The organism is Paenalcaligenes sp. GW821-LYS-B07-1 (assembly GCF_058803365.1).
This window is the reverse complement of the sequence record NZ_CM179516.1, coordinates 2,851,635-2,875,897: the sequence shown is the minus strand read 5'-3', so window position 1 is coordinate 2,875,897 and position 24,263 is coordinate 2,851,635. Positions and strand designations below refer to the sequence as shown.

The 24,263-nt window shown below is 49.9% G+C and carries 23 protein-coding genes and 1 tRNA gene; 16 read left to right on the top strand and 8 right to left on the bottom strand.

Features of this window, described 5'->3' with window-relative positions; translation table 11 throughout:
• Nucleotides 1-3: 3 nt before the first annotated feature.
• From murJ to AC3QL0_RS13850, 4 genes are read left to right on the top strand one after another with little or no spacing between them, the layout of a single operon-like run.
• Nucleotides 4-1,317, top strand: a complete 1,314-nt coding sequence (gene murJ, locus AC3QL0_RS13865; RefSeq protein ID WP_493009002.1) for a murein biosynthesis integral membrane protein MurJ — start codon at nt 4-6, stop codon at nt 1,315-1,317.
• A gap of 38 nt (nt 1,318-1,355) precedes the next feature.
• Complete coding sequence (locus AC3QL0_RS13860; RefSeq protein ID WP_493009001.1) at nt 1,356-2,465, top strand: glycosyltransferase family 4 protein; 1,110 nt, start codon at nt 1,356-1,358, stop codon at nt 2,463-2,465.
• 19 nt (nt 2,466-2,484) lie between these two features.
• Nucleotides 2,485-3,594 carry a glycosyltransferase family 4 protein gene (locus tag AC3QL0_RS13855; RefSeq protein ID WP_493009000.1) on the top strand — a complete coding sequence of 370 codons (1,110 nt, stop codon included), beginning with the start codon at nt 2,485-2,487 and terminating at the stop codon, nt 3,592-3,594.
• A 4-nt stretch (nt 3,595-3,598) separates the two neighbouring features.
• A complete protein-coding gene (locus tag AC3QL0_RS13850; protein ID WP_493008999.1) occupies nt 3,599-5,920 on the top strand; it encodes a glycosyltransferase in 2,322 nt (773 codons plus the stop codon).
• On the opposite strand, the gene AC3QL0_RS13845 is transcribed toward AC3QL0_RS13850, so the two are convergent.
• Nucleotides 5,909-7,294: a phosphomannomutase/phosphoglucomutase gene (locus tag AC3QL0_RS13845; RefSeq protein WP_493008998.1), complete on the bottom strand. Its 1,386-nt coding sequence runs from the start codon at nt 7,292-7,294 to the stop codon at nt 5,909-5,911. The two genes, AC3QL0_RS13850 and AC3QL0_RS13845, sit on opposite strands and share 12 nt — an antisense overlap.
• A gap of 100 nt (nt 7,295-7,394) precedes the next feature.
• On the opposite strand from AC3QL0_RS13845, the gene AC3QL0_RS13840 reads away from it, so the two are divergent.
• A complete protein-coding gene (locus AC3QL0_RS13840) occupies nt 7,395-8,813 on the top strand; it encodes an FAD-binding oxidoreductase (RefSeq protein WP_493008997.1) in 1,419 nt (472 codons plus the stop codon).
• Here AC3QL0_RS13840 and mutM read toward each other — a convergent pair.
• Entirely contained in the window at nt 8,810-9,637 is an 828-nt protein-coding gene (gene mutM, locus AC3QL0_RS13835) for a bifunctional DNA-formamidopyrimidine glycosylase/DNA-(apurinic or apyrimidinic site) lyase (protein ID WP_493008996.1), read from the bottom strand. The genes AC3QL0_RS13840 and mutM overlap by 4 nt on opposite strands.
• Nucleotides 9,638-9,725: 88 nt before the next feature.
• On the opposite strand from mutM, the gene AC3QL0_RS13830 reads away from it, so the two are divergent.
• The 9 genes from AC3QL0_RS13830 (at nt 9,726) to ychF (ending at nt 17,547) form a co-directional block, all read left to right on the top strand.
• Nucleotides 9,726-11,501 (top strand): tetratricopeptide repeat protein, encoded by a 1,776-nt coding sequence (locus tag AC3QL0_RS13830; protein ID WP_493008995.1) that lies wholly within the window; start codon nt 9,726-9,728, stop codon nt 11,499-11,501.
• 6 nt (nt 11,502-11,507) lie between these two features.
• Nucleotides 11,508-12,095, top strand: a complete 588-nt coding sequence (locus tag AC3QL0_RS13825) for an outer membrane lipoprotein LolB (protein WP_493008994.1) — start codon at nt 11,508-11,510, stop codon at nt 12,093-12,095.
• 5 nt (nt 12,096-12,100) lie between these two features.
• Nucleotides 12,101-13,033 (top strand): 4-(cytidine 5'-diphospho)-2-C-methyl-D-erythritol kinase, encoded by a 933-nt coding sequence (gene ispE / locus AC3QL0_RS13820; protein ID WP_493008993.1) that lies wholly within the window; start codon nt 12,101-12,103, stop codon nt 13,031-13,033.
• A 4-nt stretch (nt 13,034-13,037) separates the two neighbouring features.
• Nucleotides 13,038-13,114, top strand: a tRNA-Gln gene (locus tag AC3QL0_RS13815).
• A 106-nt stretch (nt 13,115-13,220) separates the two neighbouring features.
• The gene (locus tag AC3QL0_RS13810; protein WP_166407318.1) at nt 13,221-14,171 is read left to right on the top strand and encodes a ribose-phosphate pyrophosphokinase; all 951 of its coding nucleotides are present in this window, start codon (nt 13,221-13,223) and stop codon (nt 14,169-14,171) included.
• Between the two features lie 89 nt (nt 14,172-14,260).
• On the top strand, nt 14,261-14,869 hold the full coding sequence (locus AC3QL0_RS13805) for a 50S ribosomal protein L25/general stress protein Ctc (RefSeq protein ID WP_493008992.1): 609 nt from the start codon (nt 14,261-14,263) through the stop codon (nt 14,867-14,869).
• 108 nt (nt 14,870-14,977) lie between these two features.
• Nucleotides 14,978-15,574 (top strand): aminoacyl-tRNA hydrolase, encoded by a 597-nt coding sequence (pth, locus tag AC3QL0_RS13800; protein WP_493008991.1) that lies wholly within the window; start codon nt 14,978-14,980, stop codon nt 15,572-15,574.
• On the top strand, nt 15,574-16,389 hold the full coding sequence (locus AC3QL0_RS13795; RefSeq protein ID WP_493008990.1) for a CPBP family glutamic-type intramembrane protease: 816 nt from the start codon (nt 15,574-15,576) through the stop codon (nt 16,387-16,389). The genes pth and AC3QL0_RS13795 overlap by 1 nt, the downstream gene beginning before the upstream one ends.
• 66 nt (nt 16,390-16,455) lie before the next feature.
• Nucleotides 16,456-17,547, top strand: coding sequence for a redox-regulated ATPase YchF (ychF, locus tag AC3QL0_RS13790; protein WP_493008989.1), 1,092 nt, complete (start codon nt 16,456-16,458; stop codon nt 17,545-17,547).
• Nucleotides 17,548-17,656: 109 nt separating this feature from the next.
• Here ychF and AC3QL0_RS13785 read toward each other — a convergent pair whose 3' ends face one another.
• From AC3QL0_RS13785 to msrP, 6 genes are all read right to left on the bottom strand, one after another.
• The gene (locus AC3QL0_RS13785; protein WP_493008988.1) at nt 17,657-18,262 is read right to left on the bottom strand and encodes an ATP-dependent Clp protease proteolytic subunit; all 606 of its coding nucleotides are present in this window, start codon (nt 18,260-18,262) and stop codon (nt 17,657-17,659) included.
• Nucleotides 18,263-18,298: 36 nt separating this feature from the next.
• Nucleotides 18,299-18,655: an SRPBCC family protein gene (locus AC3QL0_RS13780; RefSeq protein ID WP_493008987.1), complete on the bottom strand. Its 357-nt coding sequence runs from the start codon at nt 18,653-18,655 to the stop codon at nt 18,299-18,301.
• Complete coding sequence (locus tag AC3QL0_RS13775) at nt 18,652-18,966, bottom strand: ArsR/SmtB family transcription factor (protein ID WP_493008986.1); 315 nt, start codon at nt 18,964-18,966, stop codon at nt 18,652-18,654. The genes AC3QL0_RS13780 and AC3QL0_RS13775 overlap by 4 nt, the downstream gene beginning before the upstream one ends.
• A gap of 63 nt (nt 18,967-19,029) precedes the next feature.
• A complete protein-coding gene (locus AC3QL0_RS13770) occupies nt 19,030-20,238 on the bottom strand; it encodes an MFS transporter (protein WP_493008984.1) in 1,209 nt (402 codons plus the stop codon).
• 115 nt (nt 20,239-20,353) lie between these two features.
• Nucleotides 20,354-20,989: a protein-methionine-sulfoxide reductase heme-binding subunit MsrQ gene (gene msrQ, locus AC3QL0_RS13765; protein WP_493008983.1), complete on the bottom strand. Its 636-nt coding sequence runs from the start codon at nt 20,987-20,989 to the stop codon at nt 20,354-20,356.
• Nucleotides 20,989-21,987, bottom strand: coding sequence for a protein-methionine-sulfoxide reductase catalytic subunit MsrP (gene msrP, locus AC3QL0_RS13760; RefSeq protein ID WP_493008982.1), 999 nt, complete (start codon nt 21,985-21,987; stop codon nt 20,989-20,991). Before msrP ends, msrQ begins: the two co-directional genes overlap by 1 nt.
• A gap of 165 nt (nt 21,988-22,152) precedes the next feature.
• On the opposite strand from msrP, the gene AC3QL0_RS13755 reads away from it, so the two are divergent.
• Both AC3QL0_RS13755 and AC3QL0_RS13750 read left to right on the top strand, forming a co-directional pair.
• Complete coding sequence (locus AC3QL0_RS13755) at nt 22,153-22,824, top strand: heavy metal response regulator transcription factor (RefSeq protein WP_493008981.1); 672 nt, start codon at nt 22,153-22,155, stop codon at nt 22,822-22,824.
• Entirely contained in the window at nt 22,814-24,205 is a 1,392-nt protein-coding gene (locus AC3QL0_RS13750) for a heavy metal sensor histidine kinase (protein ID WP_493008980.1), read from the top strand. The genes AC3QL0_RS13755 and AC3QL0_RS13750 overlap by 11 nt, the downstream gene beginning before the upstream one ends.
• Nucleotides 24,206-24,263: the final 58 nt, after the last annotated feature.

Here is a 24,263-nt window from a genome sequence, read left to right as displayed (position 1 = left end):
GCAATGCATACAGACCACCACCGCATTGCCAGAGGGGCAATGCGCGTGGCGGTCTTTTTGCTGCTCGGTAAGTTTGCAGGTGCATTAAAAGAAATGGCCGTGGCGTATCGCTACGGTATCAGTGATGTGGTGGATGCCTACCAATTCACGATGGTGATGGCGAACTGGCTACCCGTTACGCTAGTGGGTGCCATGTCGGTAGTGCTGATTCCCGTACTGGTGCGTTCACGTAATCAGTCGGATGCACAACGTCAACGATTCCTAGGTGAGCTGTTAACCAGCACGATGCTCTTGGGCGTGGTATTGGCGACGTTACTCTGGTTTTGCTGGCCGTGGGTGATGCAAATCATGGGTACGGGCTTAAATGCCGGTACCAAAGCCATGAGCATGGAGCTTATTCATGCATTTGCACCAGCGGCTTTGTTTACGCTATTGATTGGTCTTAGTGCGGCACGACTGCGCGCCAGAGAGCGCCACATCAATACATTGCTGGACAGTGTGCCAGCGTTTTCTATACTAATTTGGGTACTGCTGGCACCGCCGGGTGCTATGGCAGGGCCACTGCTATGGGGTACGTTGCTAGGCTATATAGTGCAGTGCGTATGGCTGCATATCTTGGCGCAACGAGCCGACCAAATCTCGGTACGTCCGCAATGGGGTTGGCAGGCCGAACAATGGCCTGCATTAATGCAAGCTGCCACCATCATGCTGATTGGTCAGGTGGCCATGAGCTTTGTGGGCCCAGTGGATCAGTATGCTGCGGCACAATTGGGCGGTAATGCCAACGCGACATTTGGCTATGCCAACCGTTTTATCTCCTTAATGCTGGGGGTGGGTGCAGCCTCGGTAGGTCGTGCAGCATTACCAGTATTGGCTGACATTATTAGCCAAGGCGATACGCAACGAGCACGAGCAATGGCCTTGCGTTGGTCATTGTTGATGGTGCTAGCGGGTTTGGTAGTGGCGTTGGTAGCATGGGTGGTGGCGCCGTGGGGTATAGCATTACTGTATGAACGTGGTGCTTTTACGGCTGCAGATACCGCTAAAGTGGCTGAAGTATTACGCTGGGGCGTGATGCAGTTGCCATTTTATTTTGGCGTTCTAGTCTTAGTGCAGTTGCTGGCCAGTCAGCAGCGTTACCGATTGATGGCCAGCATTGCTGTATTAAATTTTGTGGTGAAGGCCATATTGACCTTAACCCTAGCTCCGCGCTTAGGCGTACAGGGTATTATGCTGGCCACCAGTTTGATGTATACCAGCTCATTTGTATGCTATTTTCTGGTGGCCAGTCGCCCCGTAAAAGCGACTACTAACTAAAATTTCTGTGACCTATTTCTGATCGCATGATGCATATAATGATTGTCATCCACTCCCTAGGCGGGGGTGGTGCAGAACGAGTGGCGGTGGATCTAGCCACATACTGGCAGAAGCTTGGGCACAAAGTGTCCTTGGTGACGCAAAGTACGCGCGAGTCGGATGTGTATAGCCTGCCGGATAGTGTGCAGCGCTTTGTGTTGGGCACAGCAGGTGATTCTGGTGGCGGTTGGCGTGGTGCCTTGGCCAACTGGAAACGCATACGTAAATTACGCCGAATTTTCCGTAAACAAAAACCAGACTGTGTGCTGGGCATGATGACGACGTCATCTGTATTGGCGGTTGCCGCCGCCAAGAAGTTGCCGTGCAAAGTAATTGTGTCGGAGCATACGCATCCGCCTTATCAGAAGCTGCCCGAAGTGTGGCAGAAGCTGCGTCGGTGGGCCTACCCGCGTGCAGAGGCTGTTGTGGCGCTAACCTCAGGCACAGCTAGCTGGATACAGAAAAACGTACCCGGCTCAAATGTGGTGATTATTCCTAACTCAGTGCGCTGGCCGTTGCCAGATGCGCAACCAGTGATTACGCCACCTGATCGTGAAGGTAGGCAGCGGTTATTGGCAGTAGGGCGACTGCATCCAGTGAAAGGCTTTGATGTACTGATTCAGGCTTTTTCTCTGCTGGCCAAATATTTCCCTCATTGGGATTTGGCTATCGTTGGTGAAGGTGCTGAGCGTGAGGCTTTGCAAGCACAGATTGATAGTTTGCATATGGGGCAGCGTATTTCTTTAGTAGGTAGGGCAGGCAACATACGTGAGTGGTACGAAGCCTCTGATTTGTATGTGCTGAGCTCTCGCACCGAGGGGTTGTCTAACACCTTGTTGGAAGCCATGGCATGCGGTTTGCCCGCTGTTGCTTTTGACTGTGATACCGGCCCACGCGAAATCATTCGAGCCGACTTGGATGGTGTCTTGGTGCAACCTGTTGAAGACCCAGAAGCTTTGGCCGCACACCTCTCCGACATGATGGCGCACCCGTTGAAGCGCGTGGCATTTTCGCGCCGTGCTGTGGATGTGCGTGATCGTTTTTCAGCGGCTAGGATCATGGCACAATGGGAGCAATTGCTGAAGGCACCAACGCGAACCAAACGTTGAGAACTCTACGGGTGTAAGAGTGAAAATACTTTTTTTTGTGGGCGCAATGAATGCTGGCGGGGCTGAACGAGTAGCAGCCACGTTAGTCAATGCGTGGGCAGCGCGTGGTGATGAGGTGGTGTTAGTGCCCACCCATTTGGGCTCTTCTCGTAGTTTTTATCCCATTAATGACAACGTACGGGTGCATTGGCTAAAGCAGCATTTGCCCGTGTTGCCGGTGCCCAGTGTGCTACGTAAATGGTTGGGAATGCGCCGTGTGGTGCGCCAAGAAAAACCTGACGTAGTGTTGAGTTTTTTGACTAACGTAAATGTGGCTACGTTGCTGAGTTTGCGCGGGTTGAATGTGCCTGTAGTGGTGTGCGAGCGTACTAATCCGGCACACGCTACCAACGTGGGGCGTGTATTAGGCTGGTTGCGACGTAGATACTATGGCAATGCGTCTGCCGTATGCGTGCAAACTTCCGATGCTGAAAAAGCCTTGCGTACTATGGTGCAACGTCTGCCTGCTGTGGTTGCTATCCCCAACCCATTGCCCAATGATATTTGGCATATTCAGCGCCAGGAATCTGTAGAAAAAGAAACGCCTGCGCGCATTGATGCGTTAGGTAGGCTCGTGCCAGCCAAAGGTTTTTCACTGTTAATTAATGCTTTTGCGGACGTAGCTGAACAGCGCCCTGATTGGCATTTATACATACACGGTGAAGGCCCACAGCGTGTAGAGCTAGAGCGACAAGCCGAGCTAGTGGGTTTGAAAGATCGTATTCATCTTCCTGGTCGTACTGAATACCCCTGGCATGAATTAGCGCATTCGCAGATTTTTGTATTGAGTTCACGGTACGAAGGTTTCCCTAATGCTTTGCTAGAGGCGATGGCGTTGGGCTTGCCATGCGTGACTACTGATTGTCCTAGTGGCCCAGCCGATATTTCGCAGCAAGGCAAAGATGCACGATTAGTGCCAGTAGGTAATAAAGCCGCTATGGCACAAGCGTTAGCAGAGTTAATGGATGACAGGCGTTTGCGTGGTGCATTAGGGCAACGCGCAGCGCAATCCGTACGTGATCGTTATGCACTGGACGTAGTCTTGAAGCAGTGGGATCAGGTATTCAAACAGGTTATGCAAAAAGAGTAGTGCTATGAACCAAGACGCTACACACCCTTTAGTCGTTGTACATATTATTTCTGGTCTAGGGCAGGGCGGTGCAGAAGCCGTACTGTTCCGTTTGGTGACGTCTCCTAATCCTAATGTGAAACACATCGTGATTTCCATGGGCGGTGAAGATATTTACGGTGAGCGGTTGCGTCAGGCAGGCATCACGGTGTACTGCTTGCAGATGGGCGGTGTGCTAGGGCTGATTCCGGGTTTTTTTAAACTGCGTAATTTGCTGAAAACCTTGCGCCCCGATGTGGTGCAAACGTGGATGTACCATGCTGATCTGATAGGTGGAATGGCAGCACGTAGTGCGGGCGTGAAGCGTATCGTATGGGGCATACGTAACTCGGGTGAAAACCTGCACAAAGGTAGCCCTAAGTCCCGAGTAGTAGCGTGGGTGTGTGCCAAGTTTTCTGCCCGTATTCCTACGGCGATTGTGGCGTGTGCAGAAAATGCTGCTCAACGTCATCAAGCATGGGGTTATGACGCCGACAGGATGGTAGTGATCCCTAATGGCTATGATTTGCGACGTTGGAAAGTGCCAGAAGGTACGCGTGAGCAAATGCGCCATGAGCTAGGGCTATCGTTAGATCAGCCAGTGATCGGTGCTATTGCTAGATGGAACCCACTCAAAGATCATGCCAATTTACTGGCCGCTTTTGCACAAGTGGTAAAGAGCTTTCCCGAAGCACGCTGTGTATTGGTGGGCGAGGGGTTAAGCGCTGATAACGTCAATGTTATGGCGTTGCTAGAGCAACATGGTTTGGTGGATAAGGTACTGCTATTAGGGCGTAGGGACGATATTCCCGCCATTATGGCGGCGTTAGATATTCATGTGTTGTCTAGCCAAGCAGAAGGTTTTCCTAATGTGGTGTGCGAAGCCATGGCTGCAGGCGTAAGTTGCGTGGTCACGGATGTGGGGGATGCCGCCAGTATTTTGGCAGGAACCGGTGTGGTTGTGCCTCCTCGTAATGCCAAAGCGTTGGCACAAGGCATTAACCAAGTGCTGGGTGATGTGCATTCGTCTGAACGACAAAAACAACGCGACCAAGCCTTGTTGCGCGTGCAGCAGTTTGGCTTAGACAAAATGGTGCAGCGTTACGTCACATTGTGGCAAGATGGTGCGCCAAAAGTAGAAGCTGAATGTCGACTTTTGATGGTGGTGAATAACCCAGCGTTCTTTTTGTCGCACCGTGCTCAGATTGCGATGGAGGCGAAGCGGCAGGGGTATGCGGTGCACGTCGCGACAATGGCGGGTGAGGCGGTACAGCAAATACGTGCCTTGGGTTTCACTCATCATGTGTTACCGATGAGCCGTAGCGGCAAGAATCCATTACAAGAGCTGCAAACTCTGCATGTGTTGTACAAGCTGTTTCGCAAGGTAAAACCAGCAGTGGTGCATGCTGTAACTATCAAGCCTGTTATTTATGGTGGTATCGCAGCTAGACTGGCCAGAGTGCCTGCTTTTGTGGCGGCGGTGTCGGGGCTGGGGTATGTGTTCATTAACGAGCAAGCTGGTCTGGTACGTAAATTAGCCATCATGTTGTACCGCGTGGCGTTGGGGCATAAGAACAGCAGGGTAATTTTCCAGAACGCCAGTGATAGAGACGTCTTATTGCAGGCCAAAGTGGTACGCCAAAGTCAGGTAGTGATGATTCGTGGTTCTGGTGTGGAATTGCAGAAATTCCCGCCACACCCTAGCCCACCAGAACCACCTGTTCAGGTGTTGATGGTAGCAAGGCTGCTGAATGATAAAGGGGTGCGCGAGTACGTGGAAGCGGCGCGCCTAAGCGGTGAGGCCGATGACGCCATCGTGTGGTGTATTGCGGGCGGCCCAGATGCGGGTAATCCTGCTAGTGTTAGTAAAGAGCAAATGCAGCAATGGCACGATCAGGGTATTGTGCAGTGGCTGGGTGAGCGTTCTGATATCCCCACGTTGTACGCACAAAGTCACATTGCTGTGTTGCCGTCCTATCGTGAGGGCTTGCCTAAATCCTTGGTGGAAGCGGCAGCAGCAGGGATTCCAGTGGTGACTACCGACGTGGCAGGTTGTAGAGATGCTATCGAGCCCGGTGTGAGTGGCGTGTTAGTGCCCGTACAAGATGCCAAAGCCTTATGGTTGGCGGTGCAAGCTTTGGCGCAAGATAAAGCCTTGCGTCAACAAATGGGGCAAGCGGGTAGGCAACTGGCAGAAGAGGTGTTTGATGTACACAAAATTGTGCTGCAACACCTAGAGGTCTATAAAGCATTAGGGGCCGTGCCAACAGAGCAGCCAGCCCCTAGTCCTCAGCGCTTAGAAGGGTAAAGCTAGATCAGGGCGCAGACGTTGAATAGCAGTACGGAACTCATTTTGAATACGTACTAGTGCTTCTTCGTTTTGCGCTTCAAAACGTAGCACTACTACTGGTGTTGTGTTGGAGGCGCGAGCCAAGCCAAAGCCATCTTCATATTCGGCACGAATACCATCAATGGTGATGCGCTCTTGAGCGGTTTCAAAGGCATCAGATTGCTGTAGTTGAGCAACAAACTCATGCGGTTCGCCCTCGTTCATAGGTAGCTTTAGCTCTGGTGTGGACAAGTCTTGTGGCAAGCCTTCCAGTGTTTCTGATGGCTCATGGCTACGTGCCAAAATTTCTAATAAACGGGCACCGGTGTACAGGCCATCATCAAAGCCATACCAACGCTCTTTAAAGAAAATGTGGCCACTCATTTCGCCAGCCAGAGGGGCACCAGTTTCAGCAAGTTTGGCTTTAATCAGTGAGTGACCAGTTTGCCACATCAGCGGAGTACCACCTGCTTTGCCAACTTCTAGACCAACGTGGCGGCTGCATTTCACATCATAAATAATGGATGCACCAGGTTCACGTTGCAAAATATCGCGAGCAAACAGCACCAGTTGACGATCAGGCCAAATGATTTCGCCAGATTTGGTGACTACGCCTAAGCGGTCGCCGTCGCCATCAAAGGCAAGACCCAGTTCGCAATCACTGTTTTCTACGTGATGGATCAGGTCTGCTAGGTTGGCGGGGTCTGCGGGATCGGGGTGATGGTTAGGGAAATCGCCGTCTACCTCACCGTACAACATGTCTACTTTGCAGCCTAGAGACTGGAACAAGGCTTCAGCCACGATGGCAGCGGCACCGTTGCCGCAGTCAACGGCGACTTTCATGGGGCGTACCAAACGTACGCTGTTATGAATTTCTTCTATGTATTGATCCAGCAAACTTTGCTGTGTGCACTCACCGGGAGTGGCGGCTGGGGTAAAACCAGCTTGCATAGCATGCTTGAGTTGTTGGATGTCTTCGCCGTGCAGTGTACGGCCAGCCATCATCATCTTGAAGCCGTTGTACTCTGGCGGATTATGGCTACCTGTAATGGCAACGCCTGTACCTGTTTTTAGTACGTGGGCGGCGTAGTACACCAGAGGTGTAGGAACTAGACCCAGATCAATACTGTTTGCCCCTACGCTATTGATACCAGCGTGCAAGGCTTTGGCCAATTCAGGGCTGCTGTGTCGGCCATCATAGCCAACGACAACGCTTTCAACACCGTTTTTCAGTGCTTCTGTCCCCAATGCTTGCCCCAGTAAGTGAGCAAAGGTGGCATTGAGTTGTACAGGGATGGTTCCCCGTATGTCGTAGGCCTTGAAAACGGCATCAGGCAAAAGTGTGGAGGTCATGAAAATCCTCATGAAAGGCAATGATTAACCCCTTATTATCGCTCATGGGAGTATGCTATGAAACAGATAAACACAGCTTTGGTTTTTTTAGAGGCATTGCATGGCAGAGTTGGCTAGCTTACGGTCTTTATTAGATGCGGATAATGTGTTGACGGGCGACGCGATGGCCCCGTTTTTGACCGACTGGAGAGAACGTTACTCCGGCGAGGCAGAGGCAGTAGTACGTCCAGGCAGCACCGAGGAAGTCGCTAAGGTTGTACGGTGGTGTGTAGAGCATGGGTTCAGTATCGTGCCGCAAGGTGGTAATACGGGCTTATGTGGAGGCGCAACACCCGATCACCGTGGACGCCAAATAGTGTTGTCGCTGACCCGTTTGAATCGTATTCGCCATGTGGATACCGATAATGACACCATGATCGTAGAGGCAGGCTGCATTCTGCAAAATGTACAAGAAGCAGCACAGCAAGCGGGTAGGTTATTTCCGTTAAGCTTGGCTGCGGAAGGTAGTTGCACCATTGGCGGTAATCTGGCCACTAATGCTGGTGGTACCCAGGTGCTGCGTTACGGTAATACGCGTGAGCTGTGTTTAGGTGTAGAGGTGGTGTGTGCAGACGGCCAGATTTGGCATGGTTTGCGTGGACTACGTAAAGACAATACTGGCTATGATTTGCGTGACTTGTTCATAGGTAGTGAAGGGACGTTGGGTATTATTACCGCCGCATCCCTAAAGCTCTATCCACTTCCTGTGGCGCAATGTACAGCGATGCTGACATTGGCCTCGTTGGAGGATGCTGTAAAAATGCTGTCTCTAGCCAGAGCGGGTTTTGGGGCTAGCCTGACCGGGTTCGAGGTGATGCGTCAAAACTGCTTAGATGGTGTTATACGTTGCTATCCTGAGCAACGCTTACCCTTTGACGAGGAAGGCTCTCAATCTCCGTGGTTTGCCTTGTTAGAGTTGTCTGATAACGAAAGCGAAGCGCATGCGCGTGAACGTTTTGAGGTGGTGCTGAGTGATGCTATTGAAGCCGGTATTGTGCAAGATGCGGTGATTGCTGAAAGCGTGGCACAAAGCAAAGCGCTGTGGCATTTGCGTGAAAGCATTCCATTGTCAGAGAAAAGCTTTGGCAAAAGTGTGAAGCACGATGTGTCCATCCCGGTATCGTCTATTCCAGCCTTTGTAGAAAAAACCAACGCCATGCTGCAGCAACAGTTTCCTGGTGTAGAGCACGTGATCTTTGGGCACTTGGGTGATGGTAATTTGCATTACAACGTAGCGCGTGGCACGGCGTATGACGAAGATGAGCTACTAAGCAAACAGCAGGCTATCTATGAACTAGTGCACGGCAGCGTGCATGCTTTCCATGGTTCTATTAGTGCAGAACATGGTATAGGTCAGCTTAAGCGGGATCTACTGCCACACTATAAAGATCCCGTAGAGTTGGCACTGATGCATAAAATCAAACAAGCCTTGGATCCCAATGGTGTGATGAATCCAGGCAAGGTATTGCAAGAGCGTTAACGGCGTTGGCAGCGACTACAAAAGTAGGTCGCTCGCTGACTTTGTACTAGACGTAATATGGGCTTTTGGCATTGAGGGCAGGGCTTGCCTTCTTTGTCATACACCTTGGAGTGCAGTTCGAAATACGCACCGGGCGTACCGCTAGCATTTACGTAATCTTTAAGGGTGCTGCCGCCAGATGCCAAGGCATCACTCAAGGTTTGAACAATAGCAGTATGCAGTTTGGCAACTCGAGGCTTAGAAATGGTATTGGCAGGTGCTTCAGGGTGTATGCCTGCTTTATAGAGAGACTCTGACGCATAGATATTGCCTACGCCAACGACAATCTGCCCGCTAAGTAGTGTGGGCTTAATGGCGAGCTTACGTTTCTGCAAATGGGCAAATAGCATAGCAGGAGTGAAGTCATCTCCTAGGGGCTCTACGCCTAGTTTTTGTAACAAAGGGTGTTGAAGCACATCGCCATTTTGAGCTGGGTGCCATAACACAGAACCGAAGCGTCTAGGGTCATGTAACAGGAATCTGGACTCGTCGAACAACCACTCCACATGGTCATGTTTTAAACGTGGAGCGTCTAAGGCCACACGGCGCAGCGAACCAGACATACCCAAGTGAATAAGCTGCGTGCCGTGGGGAAACTGTATTAACAAGTACTTGCCGCGCCTACCACAGGCCAGCACAGGTTGTTCATGTACAAGTTCGGGCAATTCTTCGGGAATTGGCCAACGCATTCTAGGTTCGTGTACGATCAAAGTACGTAGCGTATGGCCAGTCATAACCGTCGCAATTCCGCGACGAGTTGTTTCAACTTCTGGCAATTCAGGCATAGTGGGGTGCTAACATTTGGTGAACGGGGCGGCCTCAATAAGCCATCTGACTGCTTAATCTTACGCGCTTTTGCGACGGTTTTTCTGGATGAATCTGTATTCCTTAGTATTTGGCTCCTTTTTGCTTGCTCCTCTTTATTCGGGGCTGCTTCATGCCGCTCCAAACCCGCTCGCACCCGAGCAGCAGGTTGAGCATATTTACTTGCGCAGTGGAGAGTTGCCAGAAGTCAGCCTGAGTGCTGACATCATGTATAGAGTCTTGGTGGCAGAAGTAGCGGCACAATCAGGTGATTTTGATACAGCGAGCCAAACTTTTCTAGATTTGGCCAGAGACACTTTAGATCCCCGTTTTGCTGAAAAGTCCTTTCAGCTCTCTATGATTGATTACAACCAGTCTCGTGCGCTGCGTGCAGCACGTGAGTGGAACAGTTTAGCGCCCGAAAATCCAGAAGCTAAAGCCACGGTATTGGCGCTGGAAGCCTCTGCCGGTAACACCAGAGGCATGGCGCAAGCATTGCGTCAGCGTATTGATAGCGCTAAAAACAAAGAGCAGGCCATTATTCAGGCAATGTCTTTGTCAGCACGCATGGTGGATCCACGCTTGGCGTTGGAAGTCTTAGAAGAAGCCATTCCACCCGATCTACGTCAATTAACGGTATCGCATTTGGCGTTGTCGGATGTGGCATGGGCAGCGCAGCGTCCAGCGCGTGCGTTGTACGAGGCGAGACAAGCACTAGAACGCTCTCCTGATTCCGAAGCCGCTGCACAGCGTGTGTTGGAGTACGGTTTGCACGTGGATGTAGAAACCGCACTAAAAGAAGCTTCAGCAGTCGTTCAACGCAATCCAGATATGCGTAAATTGCAGCTGTTGCTGATCAGCCGGTTTGTGGATCACCGTAAATTCAACGAGGCGTTGGCCTTGATTGATAGCATGCAGGCTCGCAACCCTGAAGATTTTGATTTGCTGTACACCAAGGCAGAAGTGCTGTTGCGTGCTCAACGTTATGATGAGGCTATAGAAGGGCTGAATGAGTTCATCAGTGTACAAAGCCAACGTAGACGTAGTGTGAATGATGGCGTAAGCGATGCATTGGCAGGCATTTCCGATGCGCGTTTGTTGTTGGTACGCATTGCAGAAGAGCGCAAAGATTATGCAGAAGCTATCAGACAGCTAGATCTTATTGAAGAGCCAATGCTGCGATTCCAGTCGCGTGTACACCGTGCTGTATTGGAAGCGCGATCGGGTGATCTGAAAAAAGCGCAGCGCACTCTAGATGCATTGGGTACACAGGATCGCCAAGAACAAGCCGTGGTGGCACTGACTCGTGCATCTATTTACCGTGAAGCAGGCCGTACCGATACGGCAACAACGGTGTTGGAGCGCGCCAATAAAGAATTACCGGATACTGCCGAGATCAAGTACGACTTGGCAATGCTGTACGAACGCCAAGGGCGTTATCCTGAATTTGAAAAACTTATGCGTGAAGTAATAGAGCTAGAGCCTTCTGAGGCTAATGCTTATAACTCGTTGGGCTACACCCTGGCGGATCAGAATCGTAATCTGGATGAAGCGCAAGATTTGCTAGAACAAGCCATGGAGCTTGAGCCAAACAATCCTTATATTTTGGATAGTGTGGGTTGGTACTTGTTCCGTGTGGGCGATTACCAAGCTGCGGCCGAATACCTAGAGCGTTCTTATGCGCTCATGCCTTCCGCTGATGTAGCGGCACATTTGGGTGAGGTGTACTGGGTGGATGGTCGTCCAGAACAGGCTAAACAGGTTTGGGCAGAGGCCTTGGCGCACGATCCTACGAATGAAGCTTTGCTCAATACTTTGAAACGCTTGGGCGTTACACTGCCTTAATTCATCATGAACGTTGTATTTTCTTTTTTCCGCTCTTGGCGACATTTGGCATGGGTGGCACTTGCCGCGTTATTGAGTGCATGTGCGACACCGTTACCATCATCTTCTGATGGGGGCGGTGAGGTAGCCCTGGCTCAATCATTTGAGCGCAGTGGGAGGTTTGCCGTCACCATGCAAGAGTTTGCAGGTGAGCGCCAAGCAGTGCAGGGCGGCTTTACATGGTTAGATCAACAAGGCATTTTGCAGATAGATTTGACCAACCCTATGGGTACAGTATTGGCACGAGTGCTGGTCATGCCTCAAGGTGCTAGTTTGCAGCGTACTGATGGCAGCATGGAATATGCAACAGGGCCTGATGAATTGGTAGAGCAGTTGTTGGGCAGCCCTATCCCAGTCGCGTATTTACGTGCGTGGTTGCAAGGGCAAACTAGTATGACAGCTGAGCGTGATGCTGAAGGTCGGCCTGAGGCTTTTGTGCAGGATGGCTGGCGTGTGCGTCTGCAGCGTTACGACCAAACTGGACCACGCCTACTGCAATTGAATCGCAACGATGCTCAGCGTGATATCAGTGTGCGCTTGGTGGTAGACAGGTAAATATCATGGGCAAAGCGTTATACGATGTACCTGCACCAGCTAAGCTCAACCTGTTTTTGCACTTGGTTGGGCGCAGGCTAGACGGCTACCATAAGCTAGAAACTGTATTTAGGTTTATTGACCTTCAAGATACGTTGAATTTTGAACGACGTAACGATGGTCAAATCGTACGAGCCCAAGAAACCTTAAGCGGCTTGGCTGCGGAAGATGACTTAATGGTGAGAGCTGCGCGTTTATTGCAGCAAGCTACAGGTACCTCGTACGGTGTAGAGCTAGACTGTGTTAAACGTATTCCCGCCGGTGGTGGCTTGGGTGGTGGCTCTAGCGATGCTGCCAGTACATTGATAGCCCTGAACAAGCTATGGGAAACTGGTTTGAATCGGGTGCAGCTCATGCGCTTGGCTGTGCAGTTAGGAGCTGATGTCCCTGTGTTTGTGTTTGGGCAAAATGCGTTTGCTACAGGCATAGGCGAGCAATTGCGGGCCGTGACGCTGCCCCCAGCTTGGTACACAGTGGTGCAACCTAATGCATTTGTGAGTACTGCGGAAATTTTTGCCGACAAAGGGTTGACACGTAATTCTAAGAGTGTAATAATTACGTTCTTTGATGGATGGCAAGTTGCTTCCCATAATGAAAGTGAAAAAGAAACTTCTTCTTTGCTTTTTGGGAGAAACGACATGGAGCCCATCGCATGTAAAAAACATGTGGCGTTAGATGCAGTAATCAGGGTCTTGCGAAACAATAATTTACATGTTAGAATGACAGGCTCTGGTTCGTGTGTTTTTGTGCAGTATAACAATTTCACCACTGCCACTAGTCAAAACAGAAGAATTAGCGGTAAACTACTAAACCTGACACATGACAGGAAGTTGCTGGTAAAAGGTCAATGGTTATGCCAAGGGCTTGATTATCACCCGTTATACTCCTGGTTAAAATAGAATTTGGGGAATCGCCAAGCTGGTTAAGGCACTGGATTTTGATTCCAGCATGCGAAGGTTCGAATCCTTCTTCCCCAGCCAAATCACTCAGGTTAAAACCTGAAATCGTAAAGCTGTTGTGTCGTACCCGAAGGGCTGCGGCCAACAGCTTTGCTTTTTTGTTTGCATCACCTACACAGCACATCTCATGGCAAACGACCGCTTCATGATTTTCACTGGGACAGCCAACCCTCGTTTGGCTGTAGACGTTGTCAATCATTTGGATATGTCTCTGGGCAAAATGACAGTGGGTCGCTTCTCCGACGGGGAAGTGATGGTTGAAATCAATGAAAATGTGCGTGGTCGTGACGTTTTCGTGCTTCAGCCCACCTGCGCGCCTACAAACGACAATCTGATGGAAATCATGGTGATGGTGGATGCACTACGCCGTGCTTCCGCAGGCCGCATTACAGCAGCAATCCCTTATTTTGGTTATGCCCGCCAAGACCGACGTCCTCGTTCTGCGCGTGTATCTATTACCGCCAAAGTCGTAGCAAACATGCTGCAAGTGGTTGGTGTAGATCGAGTCATGACCATGGATCTGCACGCTGACCAAATTCAAGGTTTCTTCGATATCCCCGTAGATAACATCTACGCATCCCCCATTTTGTTGGGTGATATCTGGCGCTGTAACTACCAAGACTTGGTAGTGGTGTCTCCTGATATCGGTGGTGTGGTACGTGCTCGAGCCTTGGCTAAACAGTTGGAAGCTGATCTGGCGATTATCGATAAACGCCGTCCTCGTGCCAACGTGTCCGAAGTGATGAATATCATTGGTGATGTAAACGGTCGTACATGTTTGATCATGGATGACATGGTTGATACAGCCGGTACGCTGTGTAAAGCTGCCGAAGCTCTGAAAGAGCGTGGTGCTGGCGCCGTATACGCATACTGCACACACCCTGTGTTGTCTGGTGAAGCCATTGAGCGTATTAGCAACTCCCAGTTGAACGAACTGGTAGTTACTGACACGATTCCTCTGTCCGCCGCAGCACGTGAATGCAGCAAAATCCGCCAGTTGTCCTGTGCGCCTTTGCTGGGCGAAACAATGATGCGTATTTATAACGCTGAGTCGGTTAGCTCACTGTTTGTAGATTGATTTTCTAGGGTTGCTGGTCGCGGCAGCCCTAATTGTCGACGTCTGAACGACGTCTTTGAATCGGCCTTATGGCCATATTGGAGTCTCACATGAAATTTGCTGCTTCCTCGCGTAGCGTACAGGGTTCGGGTGCGAGCCGCCGCCTGCGTCGCGCTGGTCAGGTGCCTGCCGTTGTATACGGTGGTAACGCTGAGCCACAAGTAATTGCTCTGGACCACAACCAGATTTACCACGACTTGAACAAACCTGCTTTCCACGCTTCCATTTTGACAATGGAACTGGACGGTAAAACTCAAGACGTACTGGTACGTGCTGTGCAATGGCACCCATACAAACAGCAAGTTATGCACGTTGATTTCCAGCGCGTTATGGCTGGCGAGAAAATCACTACACGTGTACCACTGAACTACTTGAACGGTGATGCATCCCCAGCAGTTAAACTGCACAGCCAAGTTATCAGCCACGTTGCTGTTGACCTGGAAATCACTTGCTTGCCAAAAAACCTGCCTACTGAAATCACAGTAGATTTGGGTGAAATGGGCGAAAACGCTAACATGTTGCTGAGCCAAATCACATTGCCAGCTGGTGTTGAGTACGCAGGTACTGAAGAAGATCCAGTATTGGCAGCAGCTTTGGCTGTTGGCGGTGCTAAGGCTGAAGACGAAGGCGAAGAAGGCGAGTCCTCCGAAGAAGCTTAAGTCTGTCCTTAGATCTCCACGATCTATTGCAGTACAAAACCCCTGCCAGAAATTCTGTCGGGGGTTTGTTTTTGTTGATCTAGTTAGTTTGTTGTAGGCCTATAAACAATGTCTAAAGCAATACGTTTGATTATTGGTTTGGGAAATCCCGGCCCAGAATATGAAGCAACTCGCCATAACGCGGGCTTTTGGCTGGCTGACCGCTGGGCGCAACAACTACATGCTTCATTCACGCTAGAAAAAAACTTTAATGCATGGGTAGCAAAAGGTAGGTTTGAGGGCGAGGCAGTGATCATCGCTAAACCTATGACGTACATGAACCGTTCAGGTCAGGCGGCAGGTCCGTTAATGCGCTTTTATAAGCTCACGCCAGACCAAGTGTTGGTCGTGCACGATGAGCTAGACCTATTACCAGGTCAAGTAAAAATGAAGTTTGCAGGTGGCCACGCTGGACACAATGGTTTGCGTGATATACACCAAGTGTTTGGAACGCCAGATTATTGGCGTTTGCGTATAGGTATAGGACACCCACGCACATTGGGCTTGGCTCAACAGGTGGCTGGCTTTGTATTGAATGCACCGCGTAAAGAAGAGTTGTCTCAAATTGAGGATGTGCTGTATCGATGCGATGCTATTTTGCCCGACATCCTGGCTGGGAAAATGGATATAGCAACCGCTAAACTGCATAGTGAGAACCGTCCCTAATGAGAGTCAAACCTGTGCGTTTTCGTGATGAGCTGAAGGATTTCTTTGCCTTCTTAAGACGGCCAACGCTGAGTCGTCGTCATGTGATTCGTAGAACAGGTAATGCGGTGCAAGTGGATTGGTTTGCCGCGGCAACGTTTAAGCGTTTGTTATGTTGGGCTGTGTGTTTGTGGGCGATCAACATGGCGTTGTTTGGCCCCTTGGCGGCATCGGTGGCTGGGGCTACAGGTGCGCAACATCGTTTGGATATCACTAATCTTCCGTGGTTGCAGGCCCTGATCTGGGCTCCCATCGTAGAAGAATTAGTCTTTAGGTACGGTTTACGTAGGCCACTACAGTTTGTTTGGTTAGGACCTATAGTAGTAACGTGTTTGTTTAGTGGTCCTGTGTGGTACAGCATTGCCTTAGTCGCCTTATTGGTGTTGCTCTTGATGCAACCTGCGTGGAGTAATGCGTCACTGCGCGCCAGTGCTACAACGGCTACAGGCTGGCGTTTGTGGATGCAACGACTTAGTGGTAAACAGCCTATGCCCATAAAGTTTGCGCGTTTGTATGTGCGCTACTTCGCGTGGGTGATGTACTTAGCAACCATCGCTTTTGCGTGTTTGCATCTTTATAATTTCAATTTTGGTAATGGACCATGGTTGCTGTTACCGCTATTGGTACTGCCACAGTTGGTCACCGGATTGGTGTTGGCGTGGTTGCGCGTACGACGCGGTATTGCTGCCTCTATGGCATTGCATGCCATTTTTAATAGTGGCCCGTTGCTACTGGTTTGGATCATTGTCAGTACTTTGCCAGAGCAAATGTTGTAAATGCTCGGAAATGGCCTCTAAGCCGCTACAATACTCCTTTTAATTTCTCTTGTTTTCGGAAACGTCATGTCACTTCAATGCGGCATTGTTGGCTTGCCCAACGTAGGTAAATCTACTCTGTTCAACGCCCTTACCAAAGCTGGTATTGCTGCAGAAAACTATCCGTTCTGCACGATCGAGCCTAACGTAGGGATTGTGGAAGTGCCGGATGCTCGTTTGGGTGAGCTGGCTAAAATCGTTAACCCTGAGCGCATTTTGCCTGCAGTGGTAGAGTTCGTGGATATCGCGGGTTTGGTAGCTGGTGCATCCGAGGGTGAAGGTCTGGGCAACCAGTTCTTGGCCAATATCCGTGAAACGGATGCTATCGTGCACGTGGTGCGTTGTTTCGAAGACGAGAACGTGGTTCACGTGGCCGGTAAAATCGACCCACTGAACGACTTGGAAGTGATCCACACTGAATTGGCATTAGCCGACTTAGCTAGTGCTGAACGTGCATTGCAACGTAATAGTCGTACCGCACGCTCCGGTGATAAAGATGCGATTCGTTTGTGCAAATCACTAGAGCGCATCATTGAAGCGTTGGGCCAAGGCACACCAGTACGCGCATTGGATTTTGATGAAGCTGAATTGGTTGATTTGAAGCAGTTCTGTTTCATTACTGCTAAGCCAGCTATGTACGTAGCGAACGTCAAAGAAGACGGTTTTGAGAACAACCCATTCTTGGACAAAGTACGCGAATACGCTGAGAAAGAAAAATCTCCAGTTGTAGCGGTATGTGCTGCCGTGGAAGCTGAAATCGCCCAGTTGGACGACGAAGATAAAGCCGCTTTCTTGGAAGATATGGGTATGGAAGAGGCTGGTTTGAATCGTGTGATTCGTGCTGGCTACAAATTGCTGGGTTTGCAAACATACTTCACTGCAGGTGTGAAAGAAGTACGTGCATGGACAGTGCCTGTGGGCGCTACTGCTCCCCAAGCGGCTGGCGTGATTCACACTGATTTTGAGCGTGGTTTTATTCGTGCGCAAACTATTGCTTACGATGATTTCATTCAGTTCAAAGGCGAGCAAGGTGCTAAAGAAGCCGGCAAGATGCGCGCTGAAGGTAAAGAATACATCGTGAAAGATGGCGACGTGCTGAACTTCTTGTTTAACGTGTAAGCGTGATCACAAGGCGCTTTGCCGTCATCAAAGACAAAGGGGCTGTATGCCCCTTTTGTTTTGCCTAAAATCTAATTCAGGCAGTGGTGTGTTGTCAGAGGTAATGGTATTAGGCAGCCATTTTTCGTTTATCCAAAACACCATCAATTAAGCCCCATTCTAGGGCTTCTTCTGCTGTTAAAAAGCGATCTCTATCTAACGCAGTTTCTACCTCGGCGTAGCTGAGACCGCAATGTTCTGCATATAGCCTAGTCATGCGCTGTTTGGTTTTCTGAATTTCTTCGGCGTGAATGAGAATGTCAGAGGCTTGGCCTTGCGCGCCTCCTGACGGCTGGTGAACTAGTATGCTGGCATTGGGTAGTGACATGCGGTAACCGGGTTCACCAGCCATTAATAGGAACGACCCCATAGAGCGGGCGGTACCCATACATAAGGTATACACCGGCGCAGAGATAAATTGCATGGTGTCATAAATAGCCAGACCGCTAGTCACCATACCACCTGGTGAGTTGATGTAGAGATGTATGGGCTTTTCAGGGTTTTCGGACTCTAGAAATAGTAGCTGCGCACACAGAAGAGCAGACACGTTGTCATTGACTTCACCATTTAGAAAAATGATGCGGTCACGTAGTAACCGTGAGTAGATATCAAAAGAGCGTTCACCACGACCTGATTGCTCTATGACCGTGGGAATAAGTTGCATGGTTTCACGCATGGCGGTTCCTTATTCGTATTCTATTTTGCGAGATAACTAGGCAGCGAGCGCTAGGTATGGTGATGCGTCATTAGCTGCACGTGAGCACTGTGTAGTGGCTATGGTGGAGACTTTGTGCGTGATTCGTAGGATGCTTTTATTTGCTTCGTGTGGCATCACTTGGAAAATAACGACGCTTTCTAGTAGTGGAAACTCATCATTACGCATACGGTAATGCAGTTCTTCATTTTGCACGATGAGGATGGGAGCGCTATCAATCAAAACATCACTGGGCAGCCATTGCTCACGAAATTCGGGAATACTGATGGCCCGCCAGACTTTCTCGGGTGGTGCCTCAAGTTGGAACTCAAATATCAACTTGTCATCGGTGCTCTCGGTAGTGATGTCACTCATTGATCCATATCCTTGAGTAATGCTTGCAAGGCCTCAACTCGCGCTGGCCAATAAGAGTGGTACTTGGTAAACCAGTTGGCCAGTTGTGCTAAGCCTTCTGGGTTTACTTCGTAATTCACAAAGCGCCCTTGTTTTTCTTCCCGCACTAGGCTGGCCTTACGTAATACCGCCAGATGTTGTGACATGGCAGATTGGCTAATATCCATGCCAATACGTAAGGCACTCGCATTCATGCTGCCTGTAGCGAGTTTTTCGAAGATGGCTCTGCGTGTAGGGTCGGCCAGTGCCTTAAAAATATCATTTTCAATCATGAAAACATATTAGTGATTACTTATGTGTTTAGGCAAGTGCTTATCAAAAATATGTGGTTCTTGTCATGCTTTCTTTGTGTTATTAGGTGGATTGTTACTCAAAATAGGCAATGCCAAAGTCAGGATGAACGCTGCGCTGGCAAGTAGGCTGGCCACCCACAATATGCTGTGTAAGCCTAGGCCATCAACCAGTTGACCTCCTGCCCACGAGCCAGATGCAATACCTATATTAAATATGCCTACATATAAGGCCGTGGCAACCTCTATGGATTTGGGTGCGGCGTGCATCACCCATGTCATGAGGCTGACAGATACGCCACCATAAATAATGCCCCACACAATCAGTAAACTCGCACCACCTAGTTGATTGTTTCCCAGCCACAGAAAGAATAAAGGCAGAAGCGCCAAGCCTAGCGCGATGCTGCTCAGTATCAAGCGTGTACGTGTGGCAGCGATAGTGCCAGCTACAAAGTTACCCACAATACCGGCCATGCCGTAGGCAAACAGTAGAGCGCTAATCCATTCCGTAGAAAAACCTGATAGTGATAGCAAGAGTGGGCGCACGAAGGTAAAGGTCATAAAGTGACCGGCTACCATCAGTAGCGTGAGCAATAAGCCAACGAGCAGAGACTGATTGCGCAACTGTGTGGTGAACTGAGATAGCGTGACAGAATGAGCTACGGGCAATGCAGGAAGAGCGATGCATTGCAAGATCAGTACCAAAATACTAAAGCCTGCCATGAAGCCAAAGGCCCAGCGCCATCCTGCAAAATCACCGATTAATGCGCCCAGTGGTACGCCCAACACAGAGGCGGCGGCTACGCCACCAAAAATGAGTGAGGTGGCTACTCCTACGGTGGGTACTGGGACTAGGCGTATTGCCAAGCCGCCCGCTATAGCCCAGATCCCACCCATGCAAAACCCGACAGCGATACGAGCAGCGAGCATCCAGCTTAGCGAAGGAGCAAGTGCCGAGGCGAGATTAGCCAGTGCTAACAAGCCCAATAAAGCACTGAGTATAGTGCGTCGATCAATGTTTCCCGCAGCGATCACCGCGGCAGGCGCAAAGAGGGCGGCTAATAAGGCTGGCAAAGAAATCATTAAGCCAGCTGTTCCAGTAGTGGTGTGTAAGTCGTTAGCGATAACGGTGAGTAAGCCTACTGGCAGCATTTCAGTCGTGACGACGGAGAAAGTGGCCAGTGCTACAGCGATGACAGCTAACCACTGTGAGGATGTGGTGGCAGGGGATTGTGCAAGTGGTGCGGAGGTCATACTTAAATTCCAGATGATCTATACATACATTACGTATGTTTAAGATCATATTTACATACGATGTGTATGTAAATGGGTATGTGGTAGAAAATCCGCGTTGTGTGCTGCAATATATTTAGGCAGTCTTTTGTTGACGAGGTGTAGGACGAGTGTATTTATACACACGCCAACCCTGCAGTGCTACGACTATAGCCACGTAGATAAAAACTTCATTGAGGTTGTTCTTACCCAGTCGCATCCAATAGAAATGCAACAACGCTAACCATGCCGCAAGGTGTATGCAGCGATGCAGCCGCTGCCAATTTTTGGCCCCCATGGCTTTGAGTACAGCTTTTGGGGAGGTTAAGGTCATGAGCAACAGCACACAGAATGTGAGTATGCCTACTAAGATAAAGGGACGTTGTAGTATGTCTTGCCAGATATCTGCCCATTGCCAGTACATGTCGAACCAGGCATAACACACAGCATGTAGCACTACATAAAAGAAGGCAAATAGCCCAATTAACCTACGGATTTTTGCCAGTGCGTACAGGTTGAATATCTGTCGCATAGGAGTGATGGCTAAGGCTAGACACAGCATGCGCAGTGCCCAATCGCCGGTGCCGCGAATCAACGCTTCAGCGGGGTTGGGCCCTAGGGTGTTAGCAAAAAGACCATAGACTAACCATGTGGCAGGTGCTAAGCACAGGAGCCAGATGATGGGTTTTGTGATGCTGTGCAGCAGTGCTCGGTTTACGCTAGTGACATTCATCAGAAATTACGCTTTAAATCCATTCCGGCGTACAACTGGCCTACTTGTTCGGCATAACCGTTAAACAGTTGGGTTTTGCGTTTGGGTGAGAATATCCCCCCTTGGCCAATCACGCGCTCAGTGCTTTGGCTCCATCGACGGTGTGGTACGTCGGGGTTCACGTTGGAGTAAAAGCCGTACTCGTGTTGGGCTGCTTTGTTCCATGCGGTAGCAGGCATTTCTTCTACGAAGCGTATGCTCACTAGGCTTTTGGCACTTTTGAAACCGTATTTCCACGGTACGACTAACCGTACTGGTGCACCGTTTTGATTGGGCAATACTTCACCGTACATACCAAAGGCCAGCATCGTTAGTGGGTGCATGGCTTCATCCATGCGTAGCCCTTCGGTATAGGGCCAATCCAATACCCCGCTGCGTAGCCCGGGCATGGTTTGTGGATCGGCCATGGTAACAAACTCTACATACTTGGCATTGCCCATAGGCTCTACTTGTTTGATGAGTTCGGCAAGTGAATAGCCTACCCATGGGATAACCATGCTCCAGGCCTCCACGCAGCGTAGTCTGTAGATGCGTTCTTCCATTGCCGACAGCCCAAGCAAGTCTTCTAAGGACCAGACGCCAGGTTTATGTACCAAGCCTTCTATGTTGACACTCCACGGTCTGATAGGCATGGCACCAGCATTTTCAGCAGGGTCCCTTTTGTCTAAGCCAAACTCATAGTAATTGTTGTAGGTGGTAGCGTCGTCATAGGGGGTCAGTGCGTCATCCAATCTGGCACCGGCTACGCTGCTGGGCGAGCCGCTAAGCAGTTGGCGAGCATCGGAGGATGACACCATGCTTGCTTTGGCATCACGCATGGCCCAGTAAGCTAACGCAGGGGTAGCGGCACCTGCTGCGAGTAGTTTGAGTATGTTACGACGGTTGGCAACTACCTCTGGAGGCGTGATCTCACTAGGTAAAGGTTGCGTAAACAAGGGGGTGACGTTGCGTTTTTTCATTGCCGAGTCCCAGAGTAAAACAGTGGTGTTCTGTATTTATAGGATAAGGGTCATTGTCCTTATTGTGCATAACCTAAGGATTGCGTGGGCATTACAGTTTTGTAATGTATGTAATTTCTGATCTTAACTTCAGTAGAATCAGCCAAAGACCTTACATAATGAACTATGAAAATCTTAATTGTCGAAGATGAAATCAAATCTGCACAGTACCTGAAAAAAGGGCTTGTAGAGTCTGGGTATCAGGTGGACGTTGCTCACGATGGTATTGACGGGCTATTTATGGCACGCGCGACTGATTTCGATTTGTTGATTCTGGATGTGATGCTGCCTGGGCTGGATGGTTGGGGCGTTATCAGTAGGCTGCGTGAGTCCAGTCAGGTTCCTGTGTTGTTTTTGACAGCACGAGATGCGGTGGAGGACAGGGTGAAGGGCTTAGAGTTAGGCGCAGACGACTATTTGATTAAGCCCTTCTCGTACGCGGAGCTGCTGGCACGTGTGCGTACATTATTGCGCCGACAGCCGATACGCCAGCAAGAGCTTTTTACGTTGGCAGATTTAGAGGTTGATGTCTTAAAGCGTCGAGCGATCAGAGGTGGGCAACGTATTGATCTGACCAATAAAGAGTTCGCGCTATTGCTCCTATTGTTGCAGCACAAAGGTGAAGTGATGTCCCGCAGCCAGATTGCTTCTCAGGTGTGGGACATGAATTTTGATAGCGATACGAACGTGGTAGATGTAGCCATACGCCGTTTGCGAGCCAAGATAGATGATGATTTCGAACCCAAACTGATTCAGACAGTGCGCGGCATGGGCTACAGGATAGAAGATGAGAATTGAGCGCGCGAAAAGGAATATCAGCTTACGGTTAAGGTTGGCGATACTGTTTTCGCTGATCAGTGCGGTCTTGTTCGCATTGATGGGAACCTACGTGTATAGCTCGCTAGAAAGCGAAGTGTCGCATCGCGATGATCAATCTTTGCTAGGACGTGTAGAAAGAATCACCGCCATCCTCAACGACAATCAGAATATAGAGTCATTAAAAAGTCAGCCTGAACTGTACGACAACATGATGGGCAATAAAGAGAACTTGCTGTGGATAGTAGATGCCGATGCTACGGTGTTGATTGAAGTGAATCCGGCCAATGCCACCATGCCAGCACCCAGTACATTGACTGCACCTATGTTGTTTACGGCATTGATGCCAAAGCCCGCACGCATGGCATGGGCAGAAGTAGGCGAGGGTGATAAACGTGTGTTTGTGATTGCAGGCAAAGTTCTAACAGAACGCAACAGTATGATGGCTGCATATAGCCATAACCTGATAACAGCGTGGCTGGTTGGGGTGTTGTTAACTTTTGTGGTGGGCTGGGAGGTGGCGCGCCGAGGGCTAAAACCCTTGCACTATTTGAGTGCTCGCGCAGCGGCTATAGGCCCACGCGATCTCAAGTTAAGATTGGATGAACGTAGTCAGCCTCACGAATTACAAGCCCTGACAGTAGCATTGAATCTGATGTTGTCACGGCTAGAAGAGGGCTATGCCAGGCTCTCGCAGTTTTCTGAGGACTTAGCGCATGAAATGCGTACGCCACTCAATACGCTCATGATTCAGAATCAACTGGCCTTGTCCCAATTACCTACCTTGGAGGGTTACGAGCAACTCTTGGATTCGCAGCAAGAGGAGTACGAGCGATTATCGCGGATGATAGATAACATGCTGTTTCTGGCTAGGGCGGAAAAGCAAGATACGGTGTTGAAGCGTGAGCAGGTGGATCTGTTTAGCTTATCGCAACAGCTTGCTGCTTATTTTGAAGGTATGGCGCAAGAGCGTGGAATGCGTATAGCGTCACAGGCAAAGGGCGTGCTTTATGCCGATACGCTATTAGTGCGTCGTGCAATAGCGAACTTGCTTGCTAATGCCATTCGTTATGGCGAGCCAGATAGTGAGGTTGTGCTGCGCTCGGTGGTCAGTGATAACGGTGTGGATGTGATAGTGAGCAATCAAGGGGCGCGTATAGATAGCCAGCATTTGCCTCGATTGTTTGATCGCTTTTATCGTTGTGATGCGTCGCGTTCTAGACCCGATGATTCCGGTGGATTAGGTCTGGCAATAGTGAAGTCCATCATGCAAATGCATGGTGGCGATGTCATGGTAAGTAGTACAGAAGCAGAGACTCAATTCACCTTACATTTCCCAGCGCATAACAACGAGCGAGTATGACGAGAAGTAGGTGTAGGGTAGGGTACAGAATATAAAAGGGGCCAAGCGCGGACTCTGC